Source organism: Bacillus sp. FSL H8-0534 (assembly GCF_038005885.1).
GTDB lineage: Bacteria > Bacillota > Bacilli > Bacillales > Bacillaceae_G > Bacillus_A > Bacillus_A pseudomycoides.
In genome coordinates this window covers 3,345,476-3,361,646 of the sequence record NZ_JBBOUC010000001.1, presented here as the reverse complement: position 1 = coordinate 3,361,646, position 16,171 = coordinate 3,345,476, and the positions used below count along the sequence as shown (strand labels likewise).

14 protein-coding genes are annotated in these 16,171 nt (G+C 33.2%); all 14 read right to left on the bottom strand.

Annotation, left to right across the window (positions count from 1 at the left end; all coding sequences use genetic code 11):
* Positions 1 to 12 precede the first annotated feature (12 nt).
* On the bottom strand, positions 13 to 1,203 hold the full coding sequence (locus tag MHH71_RS17185) for a glycosyltransferase (RefSeq protein WP_003202144.1): 1,191 nt from the start codon (positions 1,201 to 1,203) through the stop codon (positions 13 to 15).
* A 13-nt stretch (positions 1,204 to 1,216) separates the two neighbouring features.
* On the bottom strand, positions 1,217 to 2,377 hold the full coding sequence (locus MHH71_RS17180) for a polysaccharide pyruvyl transferase family protein (RefSeq protein WP_006096617.1): 1,161 nt from the start codon (positions 2,375 to 2,377) through the stop codon (positions 1,217 to 1,219).
* An 18-nt stretch (positions 2,378 to 2,395) separates the two neighbouring features.
* Positions 2,396 to 3,427, bottom strand: a complete 1,032-nt coding sequence (locus MHH71_RS17175) for a glycosyltransferase (RefSeq protein ID WP_006096618.1) — start codon at positions 3,425 to 3,427, stop codon at positions 2,396 to 2,398.
* Between the two features lie 208 nt (positions 3,428 to 3,635).
* The gene (locus MHH71_RS17170) at positions 3,636 to 4,838 is read right to left on the bottom strand and encodes a glycosyltransferase (RefSeq protein ID WP_033796570.1); all 1,203 of its coding nucleotides are present in this window, start codon (positions 4,836 to 4,838) and stop codon (positions 3,636 to 3,638) included.
* Between the two features lie 85 nt (positions 4,839 to 4,923).
* On the bottom strand, positions 4,924 to 5,541 hold the full coding sequence (locus MHH71_RS17165) for an acyltransferase (RefSeq protein WP_018764959.1): 618 nt from the start codon (positions 5,539 to 5,541) through the stop codon (positions 4,924 to 4,926).
* The gene (locus tag MHH71_RS17160; RefSeq protein WP_033799248.1) at positions 5,534 to 6,301 is read right to left on the bottom strand and encodes a glycosyltransferase family 32 protein; all 768 of its coding nucleotides are present in this window, start codon (positions 6,299 to 6,301) and stop codon (positions 5,534 to 5,536) included. Before MHH71_RS17160 ends, MHH71_RS17165 begins: the two co-directional genes overlap by 8 nt.
* Positions 6,302 to 6,362: 61 nt before the next feature.
* Positions 6,363 to 7,430: an EpsG family protein gene (locus MHH71_RS17155; RefSeq protein WP_033799249.1), complete on the bottom strand. Its 1,068-nt coding sequence runs from the start codon at positions 7,428 to 7,430 to the stop codon at positions 6,363 to 6,365.
* A 152-nt stretch (positions 7,431 to 7,582) separates the two neighbouring features.
* On the bottom strand, positions 7,583 to 8,485 hold the full coding sequence (locus MHH71_RS17150) for a glycosyltransferase family 2 protein (protein ID WP_006096621.1): 903 nt from the start codon (positions 8,483 to 8,485) through the stop codon (positions 7,583 to 7,585).
* Positions 8,486 to 8,512: 27 nt separating this feature from the next.
* A complete protein-coding gene (locus tag MHH71_RS17145) occupies positions 8,513 to 9,625 on the bottom strand; it encodes a glycosyltransferase family 1 protein (RefSeq protein ID WP_033799250.1) in 1,113 nt (370 codons plus the stop codon).
* Positions 9,626 to 9,636: 11 nt separating this feature from the next.
* On the bottom strand, positions 9,637 to 10,704 hold the full coding sequence (locus MHH71_RS17140) for a glycosyltransferase (RefSeq protein ID WP_033799251.1): 1,068 nt from the start codon (positions 10,702 to 10,704) through the stop codon (positions 9,637 to 9,639).
* Positions 10,667 to 11,833, bottom strand: a complete 1,167-nt coding sequence (locus MHH71_RS17135) for a glycosyltransferase family 4 protein (RefSeq protein WP_033799252.1) — start codon at positions 11,831 to 11,833, stop codon at positions 10,667 to 10,669. The genes MHH71_RS17140 and MHH71_RS17135 overlap by 38 nt, the downstream gene beginning before the upstream one ends.
* 111 nt (positions 11,834 to 11,944) lie before the next feature.
* Positions 11,945 to 13,759 (bottom strand): polysaccharide biosynthesis protein, encoded by a 1,815-nt coding sequence (locus tag MHH71_RS17130; RefSeq protein ID WP_006096625.1) that lies wholly within the window; start codon positions 13,757 to 13,759, stop codon positions 11,945 to 11,947.
* Positions 13,760 to 14,143: 384 nt separating this feature from the next.
* Positions 14,144 to 14,803 carry a CpsD/CapB family tyrosine-protein kinase gene (locus tag MHH71_RS17125; RefSeq protein ID WP_033799253.1) on the bottom strand — a complete coding sequence of 220 codons (660 nt, stop codon included), beginning with the start codon at positions 14,801 to 14,803 and terminating at the stop codon, positions 14,144 to 14,146.
* Positions 14,793 to 15,491 (bottom strand): YveK family protein, encoded by a 699-nt coding sequence (locus tag MHH71_RS17120; RefSeq protein ID WP_006096627.1) that lies wholly within the window; start codon positions 15,489 to 15,491, stop codon positions 14,793 to 14,795. The genes MHH71_RS17125 and MHH71_RS17120 overlap by 11 nt, the downstream gene beginning before the upstream one ends.
* Between the last annotated feature and the right edge of the window lie 680 nt (positions 15,492 to 16,171).

Below are 16,171 nucleotides of genomic sequence, written 5' to 3'. Positions count from 1 at the left end.
GAACCTCACCCATTATAGAATTTCATATAACTTATATATTTCTTCTTCCGTTCCTAATTTCTCTTTCGAAAGGTTATTTACTAATTTTTTTCTTAATTCTGTATCTTTTATAAGCCTCTCAATTCCTTTTGCAATAGCCTCCGGCTTCATATCTACAATTAATCCATTTATTTCATTGTCAATTTGATCTTTCGCGGTACTAAAATCAGTAACAAGTATAGGCTTATTCAATATTTTCGCCTCATCAATTGCTATAGATTTCCCTTCAAATTTAGATGTCTGTGCATAAATATCTGCTTGTTTTATATACGGATAAGGATTAGATTTTAATCCTAACAATTTGAAATTGTTTTCTAATTTATTTGCTTTTATCAAATTAGTCAGTTGTTCTCTTTCCTCGCCCTCGCCTATAATATTCCACTTTACTTTATACCCTTTATCTATTAGTTTCTTACAGGATTCTATAGCCATTTCAAAGCCTTTTTGGTAGTGCAGCCTACCTACTGAAAGTATAATAATTTCATTATCTTTCTTAGTATAAACATCCTTATTTTCCTGGTTAGCCATTTTATGTATCATTGTCGGTGATACAATATTATAAATAACGCTTATCTCATCTTTTTGATTAGGAAATCTGTTTTTTAGGATATTGGCACACTCTTCCGATACTGTAACTATATTGTTTAGCTTTCTGAAGTACAAAGCATCAAAGTTCGAATCCATCCCTAATTTATTATAGTCAATATGTACCCATCCTATTTTCTTATGTGCTTTCACCTTATCTACACAAAAATATGTAGCGGTTTTTTCTAAAAACCCTATAGTAGCATCATACTGTTTCTCAATTTCATTTAAAGACTTAGCGATATATTTCCAGCTGTATTGTTCCTTTATCGATGTATTTTTTCCTGCTCTATTCTTTATGGTGAACATACATCTATTATAGGCTAGCGATATTTCTCCTTTTAATAAAAATGTTTTGACCGATTTAAACAAAGGTAAAGTAAACGTCTTATATGTTTCTGGTATAGGTAAAATTTGTACATCTTTTGGTACAAATTCCATAAATATACCTTCATGGTTAAACAAAAATAAATCTACATTATATAACTGATAATCTATTTGAGATAATAAGTTTACTAGACTCTTTTCTCCACCACCAGCAGATAGACTAGGCATAACAAATAATAAATTTTTTTTCATAATATACCTCGATTTACTTAGCTAATTCTTGTAAGTATTCTACCGCTTTATATGACATTTTTTTAATATTAGGCATAGTTTGCCCTAGTTTGCTCTTCAATTGATCTTCTTCTCTTACCATCTCATCGAATTTAGCTTTTAGTTTATTACTATTAGATATTTCTTCTATATTTAAGACTAATTTCTCTTCTCCAAATAAGTCTTTAGCTATTCCCTTCGATTTTATACTGTATCCCAATACCATAGTTGGAACACAATTTGAGTAAGCCGCTATCGTGGCATGTGTTCTAGCTCCTATAAAGAATCGCATCCTAGCTATATACCCTTTATATTGTATTGCATTTAAATTGTTTGGTAATATAATTACCCTACCTGTATTTTTAAATTCCTCATAATATGTATACAGAACTTCATAATCGTTATTCCCATCCTGCATAACATGCGGTGTGAGAGCAATTGTTGAATCTGTAGTATCTAGTATATGGTTAATTAAATCTCTTACTGCAACTTGTGAATCCTTGTTTCTATTCCATACAAGTGGACTAAAATTAAGACCTATTGTATTGCCATCTTGCCATCCTTTAGGTAATTCCAACTCTTCTTTCTCCATGGTAAATGCAGGATCTGCACACAATTTAACGTTATTAAGTCCCTTGTTTTTCAACATATTATAGGTAAGAGTTTCACGAGCTAATATTAAATCAAACTGTTTTAAGTCTCCTAACTTTCTCTCAGACATATCCTCTTCACCTATAGAACATCCCCATAACACTAACTTCTTTCCTGCTGCTTTTACTTTTTTATTTATTTCATACAATGCAGGCTGTTCCCCGTAACAATAATTATCTCCACCTATAGATAAACATACATCCATATTCTTTATATGTTTAATTATATTATCTTCCATTTTAGCTATTGCATAAGATTCATCATTAAACAATTTTACTTTAAGTAAAGCCATCCACCAATCGTATGAGTACTTCGCTATATTCTTAGTAGAACCATCATATATTCCATCTAACTTTGTTATAATCTTATCTGTTTCAGGCTTACTTGATACCAAATATATCTTTGTTTCATCTACCTTTTCTTTTATGATATTAGTAGAGGAACGAACAATAGCCTCACATCCCCTATTAAGACTTCCACCATGGGCAAACATCATAATTTTCATACTTAAACTCCCTCACTATTATTTATTTCTGAATCTACTGTAAGCTGTAACGCAATACAGCCCAACAGTTGATTGTCTCTTTATTAAATTTATTATTAACCGCTCATATCTTCCTAGCTTGTTATAAATTTCACTATAATATATAGGTAGTGCCTCTCTCACATGTTCATTTCGTATCATACTTTTTACGTATTTATACCGCTTATTGAAACTTACATCTTTAGATGGTGTAAAATAAACATGTATATAGGACATTACACTATTAATAAACTTTATTGACCTTAATTTACTTATTCTTACTCTATCAATTTTATCAGTATATATTTGGGGTAATTCCATAGTATATACTTCTACAGCCCTCTGAAAATAATCTTTTTCGGATATGTTTCTGGTAGCACTACCAGCTACCTCCTTGTAATGGTAACCTACATAATCTACATATTTCATACGAGTTGCACCACTAAAGAATGCAACGTTAAACATTCCATCTTCCCCCAATGCAATTCCGCTTGGGAATTTAACGTTATTTTCTTTAATTAAATTATTTCTATAGATCTTATTTACAACAGTATTTAAATTATCTGCCTTAAGGAAATAAGGTAATACTTCTTGCTCTATATAATCTTTTTCAAGAACAATATCTATAGGAAATGGATATGTTGTAATTACCTTATGCCCTTCCGTCTCGCCCTTAAAATTTGATATAACTACATCACAATTACTTTGTTTTACTGAGTTATATAGTGTTTCATACATATCCTTTTCTATACAATCATCAGCATCAACAAATCCCACATATTCTCCAGCGGCTAAATGTAAGCCCTTATTTCTTGCAATACTTACACCTTGATTTACTTGATTTATAAGTATTATCCTGTCATCTACTTGTTTATATCCCTCAATGATTTCTCTGCTATCGTCTATCGAGCCATCATTAATAAATATAAACTCACACTCTTGGAGTGTCTGATTTAAAAGTGATTCTATGCACCGAGTGATATATTTCCCTGCATTATAAACTGGTATTATTACACTTACTTTTTGGCTCATGCCTAAATCACACCTTTACGAGAAATCTCTTACGCTATCATCATAAATACACCTTTATTGTTGTCTCCTATACTTGATGTATTGATTGTTTAGGCGCCTATAAAGTGAAACTTTAATTAGTTGAACGAATCGGGCTTTTACGGGCAGTTGATCCCCCACCTAACTCCTTTGTTTTCGCCGAACTTTGAGGTGGAGGTCTTACTACCCGTTAATGCGGGATAATTTTATATAGCTTATTCAACTCAGCGTTATTACTGTAATCTCTATCTCGCAAATTATTAATTAATGTTTTCCTCAGTTCATCATCTCTATATAAATTTTCGATGCCTTCGACTAACCCCTCTACACTTGAATCACATATAATGCCCTCAATTCCATCATCCAATTGGCTGGCTGCAGTAGGATAATTAGTTATCAATATAGGCTTTTCAAGGATTTTAGCTTCCGTAACCGTAACTGCCTTTCCCTCATATCTGGACGGTTGAACGTATAAATCACATAACTTCATATACGGATATGGGTTAGTTTGTTTGCCTAATAGTATAAAACTGTCTTCTAACTGTTGTTCCTTTATCAATTCCTTAAGATTAGATTCATCCGATCCGTATCCTATGACATACCATTTTATATTGTTTAACCCCTTATTATGTAATGCTTTAAGGGCTTTTATAGCAACATCAAACCCTTTCGCATATGACAACCTTCCAACCGATAAAATATTAAAAGCACTGTTACTTTGTTTATTAAAACTTACAGTATCTTCAGCCATCTTCTGAATAAATTTGGGTGAAGTAATATTTTCTATTTGTAAAATTTTATCTTTTAGCGATGGATATACAGTTAAAAACGCTTTTGTGCATTCATCTGATATAGATGCTATGTAATCAAATTTATTCCACATAGCAAAGTCAATTTTATTATCAATTTCTAGTGTGCTATAATCTGTGTGAATCCAAGCTATCTTCTTATCAGCACTTACAGTATCAGCTAAAGGATTATGTGGCCATGCGTAACTAATCGCAAAGTCATACTTTTTTTTCTGTTTAGGCAAAAAATATGCTGCATACTTTGACACAAGCTGCATCTGAATATATCCCGAACCTTCCTTTAACTGTCTTTTTTTTGATATTCTCCCTGCCATATACTTACTTATTATTCTTGTGATTCCTGCCCCAAAATATCCTTCACGTATACATTGCACAATTGACTTCCTAAAGACGGTATATCCACCTATCTGTGGTAGTACGTTAACTTTATTAGGTACTAAATTTAAGAACTCTCCAGTATGATTAAATATCAATAAATCTATGTTGTATGTATCATAGTCGAAGCTTTCCAGCATATTAATTAAGCTTCTTTCTACTCCACCAATTTCCATATCATAGATAGAGATTAAAACATTTTTTTTCATACGCTTCCTCACGTTCATGTTTTGTTTTGATGTAAGTAAATGAAAGCAATCGCAGTATATGAATTCATATGGAATAAACTTTTTATTAGCTGCTTAGACTAGTGCGATCAATACACATATTCTCTCTTTTATTCACAAATAACGTATTAGAAGGAATATGCCCTTTTACAACGCTTCCAGCGGCTATTACGGTATTATCACCTATAACAGTATCCTTCAATATAACTACATTAGAACCAATCCAAACATTCTTCCCTATCTTTACCTCACCTTTTACCAGATGGCTATCTGCAGGGTTTTTATAATTATGGTCGTGGTCATTAATACTCACATTTGGCCCTATTTTTGTACTTCTTCCAATCGATATTCTATTTACACAGTTGATATTACAGTTATCATTAATAAATACTTTTTCTTCTATATCTAATACTCCGTCAAAATCCAGTCTAATGCTGGCATTCTTTCTTACAAATACAAACTTTCCAATATTGACTTTTGAACGCTTATTGAAAATCTCAATCTTGCTATTTGCTTGAAGAAAAAAGATTGAACACTTTATATTACGAAAATATATTACTTTATAGAAGGCACCTCTTAATGCACCAATTACATGCGAAATATTCATTAGTATAGTAAAGTACAGTCCTCTATTACGGCTTTCTGCAACTATCGTTTGAACTATTTTCTTGAATACCTTAATCATGTGTATTCTCCTTAAAAGCTTCTTTTCCCATCACATATTTTCTTAGCCTAGCAATGTTATTTCCACCTATGATTTTCGCTAAAATCAATTTTATATTACTCTTGATTCTTACTTTAGGAGGCAACCAACTTTTATAAAAATGATGCATTGCATATGTATTTTCAGTTATAAGTTTTCTGCAATTGATATAATCATATGGAGAAAAATAAGTTTGTGGATAAAAAGCTCCCATACCGCTTATTTCTTGATATTCTCCATTTAATTTCAATCCTGCATTTTTTAGTATATTAGTTACAACCGCCACATTGGTTAAATCATCATGTTTTCCATCCTCTTTGATGAATCCTTTTCCTTCATATGAATCCAAAAACATTTTGATCAACTTATTTCCTTTCATAGCTCCTATAGTACTTGTCGCTATGTAATTTTCTTGTTCAAATCCCCAAAATGAATCATGATGGAGCATATTATCAAAAGGTTTGAATACCTCTACATCGGTATCTAAATAAATACCTCCAAACTTATAAAGAACATATACCCTTACATAATCACTTACAAATGCAAATTTTTTCGAATCATAGGCTTCTTTGACATATAAGTTACATTCTATGTCAAAATTATTTTCATTCCACTCAATAATTTCATATTCTGGGAGGTTCTTCTTCCAGCTATCTATGCATTTTTGTACAATCTCAGGTTTCTCTCTACCACCAAACCAACAATAATGTATGGTTGATGGAATTTTCCTCACGTTCTCCAATTGATACACGCTCCCCCCGATATGCTTAAATTTATACTTAGAAGTAGTGTTACTGAAAAATCTATAAAGATAGATATTTACTTGTATAAATGATACCTAAACTTATTACACTCTCGTAAAAATAATAAATGAGATAACACAATAAAAGTCCGTAATATACGAAATTCCTATCCTTTTTAGAAAATAATACAACAATCCATGAAATTAAAATTAATTGATATAAACTGAAATAAATGGTGAATCTTGCAAATATCCAATTTTGCGTTGAAATAATCATGAACACTAAGCCAATTAAAGACATGTTTACAATGTAATCACTTTTCGGAAAGACTTCTCTTAATTTTTCTCTTCCAAGATATGCAAGAACTATTGGTACAGCACTAACTGCAACACGTAATACATTTGCTCCTCCCTCTGCAAAGTCCTTGTAGTGTCCATACTGAGTTGATTCTAATGCCGAGAACAAAGCTGATGAGAATTGGTTAAACCCAATTACTATAATGACCGAGAAGAACAGCAATACGTACGTATCCCATGCCCAAGCCTTTCTCCTAACCAAAAAATAAATTGGGATTAAAACAAGCGCTGACTTATGAATCATAGCTGCTAAAAGTACAATTAAAATATATTTTTTCCAATTTCCATTAAAAATATATTTTGTGGCCAGAAAGACAATAGATGCTGCTAAAAACTGCCTGATTCCATTCATGGATACTAAATACATTCCACCTGTAATATATACAAATAAGGCTAATTCAAGCATCCGGGAGTATTTATAAAGAGTTATTACAATTAATACATTTGTCACTAAGGCGACAAAAAATACCATTATCTGCGGATCTTTTGAGAAGTGTTGCAGAAACATCTGTAAAAGATCAAACCCAAAATCCCCTGAGAAATCAATATTGCTCCAACTAAATTCATTGTGGGCATAGGAATACATGTAAAAATAAGTATCACCAATATTATTTCTAAGTCCCGATACAATAACAAGCGATGCCATTGCCAAGAAACTAAGCATTTTATTTGGTTGAACTGGAACGATCCCATTGCTCATGCTCTTTGCAGAATATCTTGAAAAAAAAGATAAAATGTAAACTACAAAAAGGTTTATCCATAATATAGTCATTCCATAACTCCTTCCACACAGCAAACAAGCAAGTAACTTAGACATGCAAAAGCACTGAAGAAAATAGATATATTTACACATAAATATATTAACAGATTCATTAGCCAATTATTGCAAGCTTGCACAACAATTACCGGTATACCTTCAGCTTCTTAATGGCGCTTCGAAACGGTTTTATTACTTGTATTCTGTATATAAAGATAGAGAAGAATCCCGAAAGGTATCGCCAGGAAAGTAGTACCCTTACATGGTGATTCTTTAAGAAAAGCATAATTTCTAATCATCAGATTACTAGATACATAATGTATGGATTCTCGAAATCTCTCCTTAAAAGAAGGAGCATACTGCATAGCAACCTTTCTGAAGAATAAAAACCCACGCGGATTTTTCTTATATTGTTTAATCATGTTCATACTCGAACCATCATCTAAATATTCCACATGGCATAAGACTTCATTCATAATAAGTAAAGGACATTGTTGATCAATTAAAATATACTTATAACTGAGCGGACAGTACTTTTCTCCTGAAAATATAGGATATGGCAAAGAATTTCTTGTCAATTCCGAACGATAAACTAGTTTCTTATCGCCTCTGACCCCATGAAGACCATACAAACCTGACAGTGTGGAAGATTTAATATTAGATGGCATTTTAGTTCCAATGATTTCTCCATTCTGTTTCGCATCCAACCCGACTATTCCAGCAAACTTCTTACTTCCATGCGCCTTCCAAAATGAAGCAATCTTTTCAACAGCATCTTCAGCCATATAATCATCCGAGTCTATACACACATTTAATTCTGTATCAATTAATTCATAAGCGGTATTGTGTGCTCCATGCATACCTTGATTTTCTTGGTAATGATAACGAATGGGAACGACATCTTCTACAATCCAAGTATCAATAAGTTCCTTTGTGTTATCATTAGAGCCATCATCAATAATTAACCAAATAAAATCTTTACATTTTTGCCTCTTTAAACTTTCATAACATAAATGAAGGGTATATGCACGATTATATGTAGGCGTAAAAACGGTTAAGAGTGGCGTCATTGCAAACCCTCCTGTATCAAATTTTTATTATTTATAGGCATGTGCATAATAGTAATCTGTCAACCAGTTTGCCATAGTAGCCGTATCATAGCCACTATTTTGCATTACATTTGTTGTATCCTCATGCTCCAATGATGAGGAAAGAATATAATCTGCCCATAATTCCGTTGAACTCTTTAAGCTCATAAATTTCATTCGGTCAGTCAAGTTAGATTCACTAGTAATTGCATCAGACACCACACAATTTAAACCTGCAGCCTGTGCTTCCACTAGTACAACTGGCAAGCCTTCAAAAAGCGAAGGAAAAAGAAAAATATCAAATCCTTGCATCAATTGCGGGATATCGGTTCTAGTTCCTAGAAATCTGACTTTAGAAGACAACCCTAAGTCCGCGACTTTTTTTTCAATGCTTGCACGTAGGGTACCCTCTCCTATGAGAGTCAGTATAGATTCTGGGTTCTTTTTATGTACAGCATGGAAAATATCTATTAAGAATTCATGATTCTTTTGCTTATTAAATCTTCCTACATGCCCTATAACTAACGTATTATCATTTGCCCCAATTTCTTCTCTTACTTTACTTCTTTTACTTTCATTATATTTAAATTCTTCAACATTCACTGCGTTATTTAGAACCGTTACTTCATTAGAATTTGTCTGTTTCTTTCCAAACAACCATTCTCCTGCTTTTTTCGAACATGCAAAATATGCAGTCGGGTTGTCTTTCATCATAAATCTTGCATATAGTCGAAAAGGAAGTTTTATATCAATACCTAAATCACTTAAATGACTATGCGCAATACGGCATGGAACACCTGCATTTTTCGCTGCTCTTAATACAAAACTACTGTTCTCATTGATATGGGAATGTACTACTTTATATTCAGGATTAGTAGCAAAGAACTCTTTGAGTAATTTAAAATAACGGCGATAATTTCCAGGTCGTATCTGTGGCATTCGATAAATCTTCCCGCCAAGCTTCATTATTTCATCATCATAATGTCCCTTATCTGTTCTATGTACCATAAAATCAAATTGAATCTTACTACGATCTATTCTTCGATAATAATTCATCAACATAGTTTCAAGCCCGCCGCGATTCATGACGGTAACTACTTGAAGTATACGAATAGGTTTCAAGAGTACCACTCCTATCTCATCATCTTTCTGAGTGAATCTATTGCCACTAACATAAAATAATACCCTGCGGTAAACCTATATTTTACGCAAAAGTAAAACGCCTTCCAAACAATAGGGAAGTGATTCATCTCTAATTGTTTAAAAGAACGCCTTATCCGATTATCATTTAGTATTTTACTTAATCTGTTAAATTTCGTTAATGGAGATATGCGATTACTTTTACTCATTGTATTTAAGCCAAGTCCGAGCGTATTAAGACAAATACGATTATTTAAGGCTAATCGAAAATTTCCTGATAGCTGCTTATCTTCTAAAAATTGCTCGATTATGTCATAAAGATTAAACCATTGGTTCATCAATTCCGGTTTGTAATTAGACGTGACGGAAGCTGCATTTGTCTTCCAGTAATGATAAAAAGGCTTATTTAAAAAAACAAATTTATCAACATAATAAAATGTCTGTATATTAAATAATGAGTCCTCATTTGTACCAATAAAACTTAAATCCACAAACTGAATCGCGTTTTCTTTAATAACCTCAGAACGATAAAGCTTTGACCAAACAGTTCCCCAAGCATCTAAGAATTCTGGATTTCCTATTTCTTCATTTATAGGACCGATTAAACGTCTCATTACGTTTGCCTTAATTTCTTCGCCTTCATAACAAACTTTTTCAGGAAGATCAAATTTCTTCTCTTTTGAATGACTTCCAAATTCACGAGTATATGTACACATAACAACGTCTGCCTTACCTTGAACTGCTTCCTGATACAAGGTTTCGTACATGTCCATGTCTATCCAATCATCCGGATCAACAAACCCAATATATTCTCCGCTCGCGGTTTGAATACCTGCATTTCTTGCTGAAGAAACACCACCGTTTTCTTTTTCAATCACTATAATTCTTTTATCTTTCTTTGCGTACTCATTAAGTATACCTGCACTCTTATCTGTTGAGCCATCGTTTACCATAATGATTTCGATATCTTCGAGTGTTTGTGACGTTAGGCTGTTTAAACACCTTCCTAATAAAGTTTCAACATTATAGACAGGAACTATTATACTGATTTTCGGTTTCATCTGTTTCCTCCAGAATGTATTTCCCATAAATAGAACTCAATTCAGATTCAACTTGAATAATCGAATATTTATGCATTTTCTTTTTGCTTTCAATACCCATTTTTACAAGTACGTCTTTTGATTTGTTCATCTCTAGTACTCTTAAACCAAACATTTGAGCATCTTGATTGGAAATGATATAGCCATTTACTTTATCCTCTACAAGTTCCAAATGTCCTCTGTTCTCACTTGCAATTATCGGTAACCCACAAGCCATGGCCTCCATAATATTAACCGGCAGACCTTCGCGAAGACTCGATGCAACCGCAATATCGCAGGCGGATAAAATTTTCGAGATATCATTCCGATAACCAAGGAAGTCCACCATTTCAAATACGCCAATTTGTTTAGCCAGATCTTTACAATCCTCTAGTGAGGGACCGTTTCCAGCCAATAGAAGCCTTGCGTTTGGGACACTATCCTTTATTAGAGCCAATGATCGAATCAAAAATTGTTGATTTTTATTTTTATTAAACTCAGCCGCATAGAACATCAAGAAATCAGTGGGCTTATATCCCATCTCACTCCTCAGATAAAGCTTTTGACTCTCATCAGCTGGTTTAAAGTATTCTGTGTCTACTCCCACTCCGTGTACTTGTTCAATTTCAACTGCTTTGAAACGCCGCTGAACAGCCAGATCATAATCCTCTTGATTTATTGTGATCAGACAGTCTGTGTAATTTGCCATTACTTTTTCAATAGGATAATATAATAACCAATTTATTAGCGGGGCACCTTTACAAAAGTGGAATCCGTGAGCAGTATATAAAACCTTTGTTCCATATTTTCTAGCATTTCTTGCTGCCAAACGTGTAAGGGCCCCCCCCATTGGTGTATGGCAATGAATAATTTTATATCCATTTTTATCAATGATAGCTTTCAACTCTTTATAAGCCTTAATGTTCTTGGGCTGCAAAGGGGATCTTTGAATAGAAAGTTCATACTTCTTATCCACGTATGGAAGATCCATGTTGCCGGCAGCAGCAACATGAACTTCCCATCCCTGTTCTTTAAACCATTTCATATACGGCAAGTGAAATGCTTTAAAATGAATATCTACTGTTGCACAGAACAATACTTTATTTCCCACATATATCACCCTACACTCGTTATAATCTGTCTAAACAGCCTGTAACCTGTACATACTTCATTTTTCTAAATAGTAAAATACGTATCTAAACGCACGTATTCAAATCGACATTCACACTATATTTTGCGAAGCTATACGGTTATTTGCCAATGCCAATACCTGTTCTCTCAATTCTAATTTCTCAAAATTAGGGTATGTTTGAATAATTTCTTCAATTTCTTTTATATAAAGATTTGATGTTTTGCCTATGTAAATTTTAGGATGGATTTGTTGCTCATGCACTTCTTCTTTTTTCAACAATTCTTCAAAAAGCTTCTCTCCAGGTCTCATTCCAGTGAACTTTATTTGTATCTCATCTAATGAATGTCCTGATAATGTAATTAAGTTTTTCGCAAGATCCACTATTTTGACAGGATCACCCATATCCAAAATGAATATCTCCCCACCTTTAGCTAATGCCCCAGCCTGTATTACAAGTTTAGATGCTTCTGGAATTGTCATAAAGTAACGAATCATTTTTGGATCAGTGACAGTCACTGGTCCCCCTTGCTTAATTTGCTTTTTGAACAGTGGTATAACACTACCACGGCTTCCTAATACATTTCCAAATCGTACAGCCACAAATTTCGTACTACTTGTTTTGTCTAAGTTTTGGATTACCATTTCAGCAAGCCTTTTTGTCGCTCCCATTACACTCGTAGGATTCACAGCTTTATCTGTAGAAATCATTACAAACGTCTCAACTCCATGCCAACTTGCTGCTGTTGCTACGTTTGTTGTCCCGATCAAATTATTTTTTATCGCTTCTTCAGGATTACGTTCCATTAAGGGTACATGCTTATGTGCAGCAGCATGATAAACAACTTGAGGATGATATTGACTCATGACTGACATCATTTTCATATCATCCTGTACATCAGCAATTTCTGTAGTAAAGATAATATCGGTGTCACTGTATAGCTCTTTTAATTCCATTTCAATGGAATAGATACTATTTTCACCATGACCTAATAAAATCAATTGTTTTGGGTTAAAATGTGCGATTTGACGACAAATTTCAGACCCAATTGAGCCACCTGCACCAGTTACTAAAATAACTTTATTAGTTATAAAATCTGAAATACTTTCAATATCTAATTCAACCGGCTCACGCCCTAATAAATCTTCTACCTGAACATCACGAAATTCATTTACTGAAACCTTTCCAGTCACTAAATCCTCTAACATCGGAAGAATTTGTGTTTTCATTTTTGTCTTAGAACACTCTTGGAAAATCATATTTAATTCTTTCTTACTAAGTGAAGGAATTGCTATGATGATACTGTCGATGCCTAATTTCTGAACAGTAGATTCAATGCGATTCACTCCCCCGACCACTGGTATTCCAAGTATATCCAGTCCGTGTTTCTTTATATTGTCATCAATAAAAGCAACTGGTAGTAATTCTGTTTCATTATTATTCAACAACTGCCGTACAACCATTGTACCTGCAGAACCTGCACCAATAATTAGCGTTCGTTTTTTATTGTCACCCTTTTGGATATAAGCATCTCGGAACATTCGCCATAAAAAACGTGATCCTCCGATCAATAAAACATGGATCATCCAAGTAACAACAAGTAGACGGAAATAAATATCATGGAGTAATATTTTTTGTACTACTGCTGTTGTGATAATAGAAAGTGTAACTGCTTTCAAAATAATGAGTAGTTCGCCTATACTTGCATACTCCCATGCTTTTTTATATAGCTTATAAATAAAAGAAAAAATATGATGGCTAAGAAGCAAGGTCATCGCACTTGCTACAATAGGCAATGTTATAACGTGGAAATCAGCACTTACTAAAAAGCGACTAAAGAAAATCGTGGTTAATACAATTAAGGAATCTACTAAAATTAATAGAAACAATCTTTGATGATACGTCATAATAGGCCCCTCTCTCAATTTTTTGTAACTAATATTTTTATCTATATATCTAACTAAAGATTTAAGGAAGGAAATAAATGACTAACTAATATAAAGTTCCTGTCTACAAGATCCTTCAAAAAGACTTTCTAGACAGAAACTTCAAATAAACACGGGCATTTAACCCTCCCTCACATCACGCTCTTGACGACTAACGTCTAAGGTGTTTTAACCCACAGCATAATCGAGTGCCTCCATTGATAGCGGTAAGGAGACATCACCGTACCATATACTTTTTTTATAGGTGACCTTTCATTCTCTACCGAAGAATGTCCTTCCTCCTTACCCTATGAGCTAAAAAGTACTGTATGAGCATCGTCCGCATAACTGATTTGAATAAAGCTCTTATACCTTTTTATTCAAAATAGCCCCTAGAAACCTACTGTTGCTTAAACCTAACACTCTTTCTGCTTCAACTACCGCTTCACTAGCAGTTTGATTGCAACTTAATACCAACAATACGCCATCACACTGACTAGCTAGTATACTCGTGTCTGTTACTTCCAAAAGAGGTGAAGAGTCAAATAAAATAACGTCATATTGTTCTATTACTTTGTTAATTAAATCTTGCATGGATGGTAAGCTAAGTAGCTCAGCTGGATTTTTAACTTCAGAACCACTTGTTAAAACATGTACATTTTTGATTTCCGTCTGAATTACCGCCTTCTCTAGCGTTACTTTTCCCTCTAGGATATTTGTTAATCCCCATCTATTTTCTATTCCAAAAATTTTATGTAGTTCTGAAGTTCTTAAATCCGCATCAATGACTAAGACCCTTTCATCCTGCTGAGCCATAGAAACCGCCAAATTTGCCACAGTAATGGTTTTTCCTTCCCCATATCCAGGAGAAGTAATTATTATAGTTCTTTTTTTATCTGCTTCAGATACAAACTGAAGATTAGTACGAATTGTTCGATACTCCTCAGCAACCTTCGAATTCGGAGCTGTATGCGCAATTAAATTACTATTATCAAGAGGACGACTTTGTTTTTTATTAAGAATCAAATGTTTTTCCTCCTACCATTACACTTTCTTTCTTACTGTTTTTATCTATTATATTATTTTTTTTCATTTGGGAAACACTTCCTAAAACAGGGATCGGTAGTAACTTTTCAATATCACGTTCCGATTTAATTGTTTCATCAAGGGAATCCAATAAGAAAACGATCCCTATACTCAATATAAATGCGGCAGCCATGGCCAGCTCTATCGTACCTGCATGATTTAAGTTTATTGGCGAAGGGTTTCCTTGTGCGTTTGCTTCTGTTAAAATACGAACACTTCCGAAATTCATAACAGATTTTGCTTCTTCTTTATAAACATTTGCTGTAACATTAGCAATTTGGGCAGCCTGCACTGGATTAGTATCTATAGCTGTTATAGTGACAATCTGTGATTCTTCCACCTTTCCAACACTTATCTGTCCGCTTAATGCGCCTGCTGATTTTTTCAAATTTAGTTGCTGCGCTACTTTTTCTAAAACAACAGGTTCTTTAATCATCACTTTAAGTGTACCCATTGCTTCAGGATTTGCCGGAATAAGGATCCTTGCGGAAGATGAATATAAAGGCGTTTTCATAAAAAAACTGTATATCCCACCAACTAATCCGGCCAATATTGTGATTACTGCCATAATCCAAAATCTTCTTTTTATAATATTAAACAAGCTTTTTAAATTTATTTCCTTCTCCATACTTCCCCTCCACTATTATTTAATTGATTAAAAATGAAGTTACATATATATTGAACAACATCATTTAATTTACATCTGAATATATTTACAAATCACCATCCGAATATACATATTTCCACTTGTTCAAAGATGTACAAAATCACTCCTAATTTTTATTACAATGACTGACCCTAAAGCATGAATAAATCCTCAAAAATCCCTTTATAGTGTTACATTATTTCATGTAACACTATAAAGGAATTAGTGTTAGTATCCTCCACATAGAACATTGCACAGTCTTTTAAACAAAGCCTTACTCTGTAAGTTTTCAACTATATACCTATGTATATTTACTTTTCATAGTTAGGGGAAATCAATCAAAATTATACATATTTATCCTAGCGTTAACACGTATATTTAAATTAACATTTGTATATTTAAATTAATATTTATATATTTAAATTAATATTTATATATTCAATGTAATTTAATGCAAGATAAGAAAATTGAACTTTTCAAGTATAGATTTGATTAACAAAACAAACGTTTCGTTTCATTAATCATAATATACTCATGTATTATTCATTTTAGTTCTTGATAATACCCCCGTCAATATAAATTTATACGTCCAATTCACTCTCTACCTAGAATATCCCATTCAATTATCTTCATATAAATTCACACATAATCTCATAAATAAT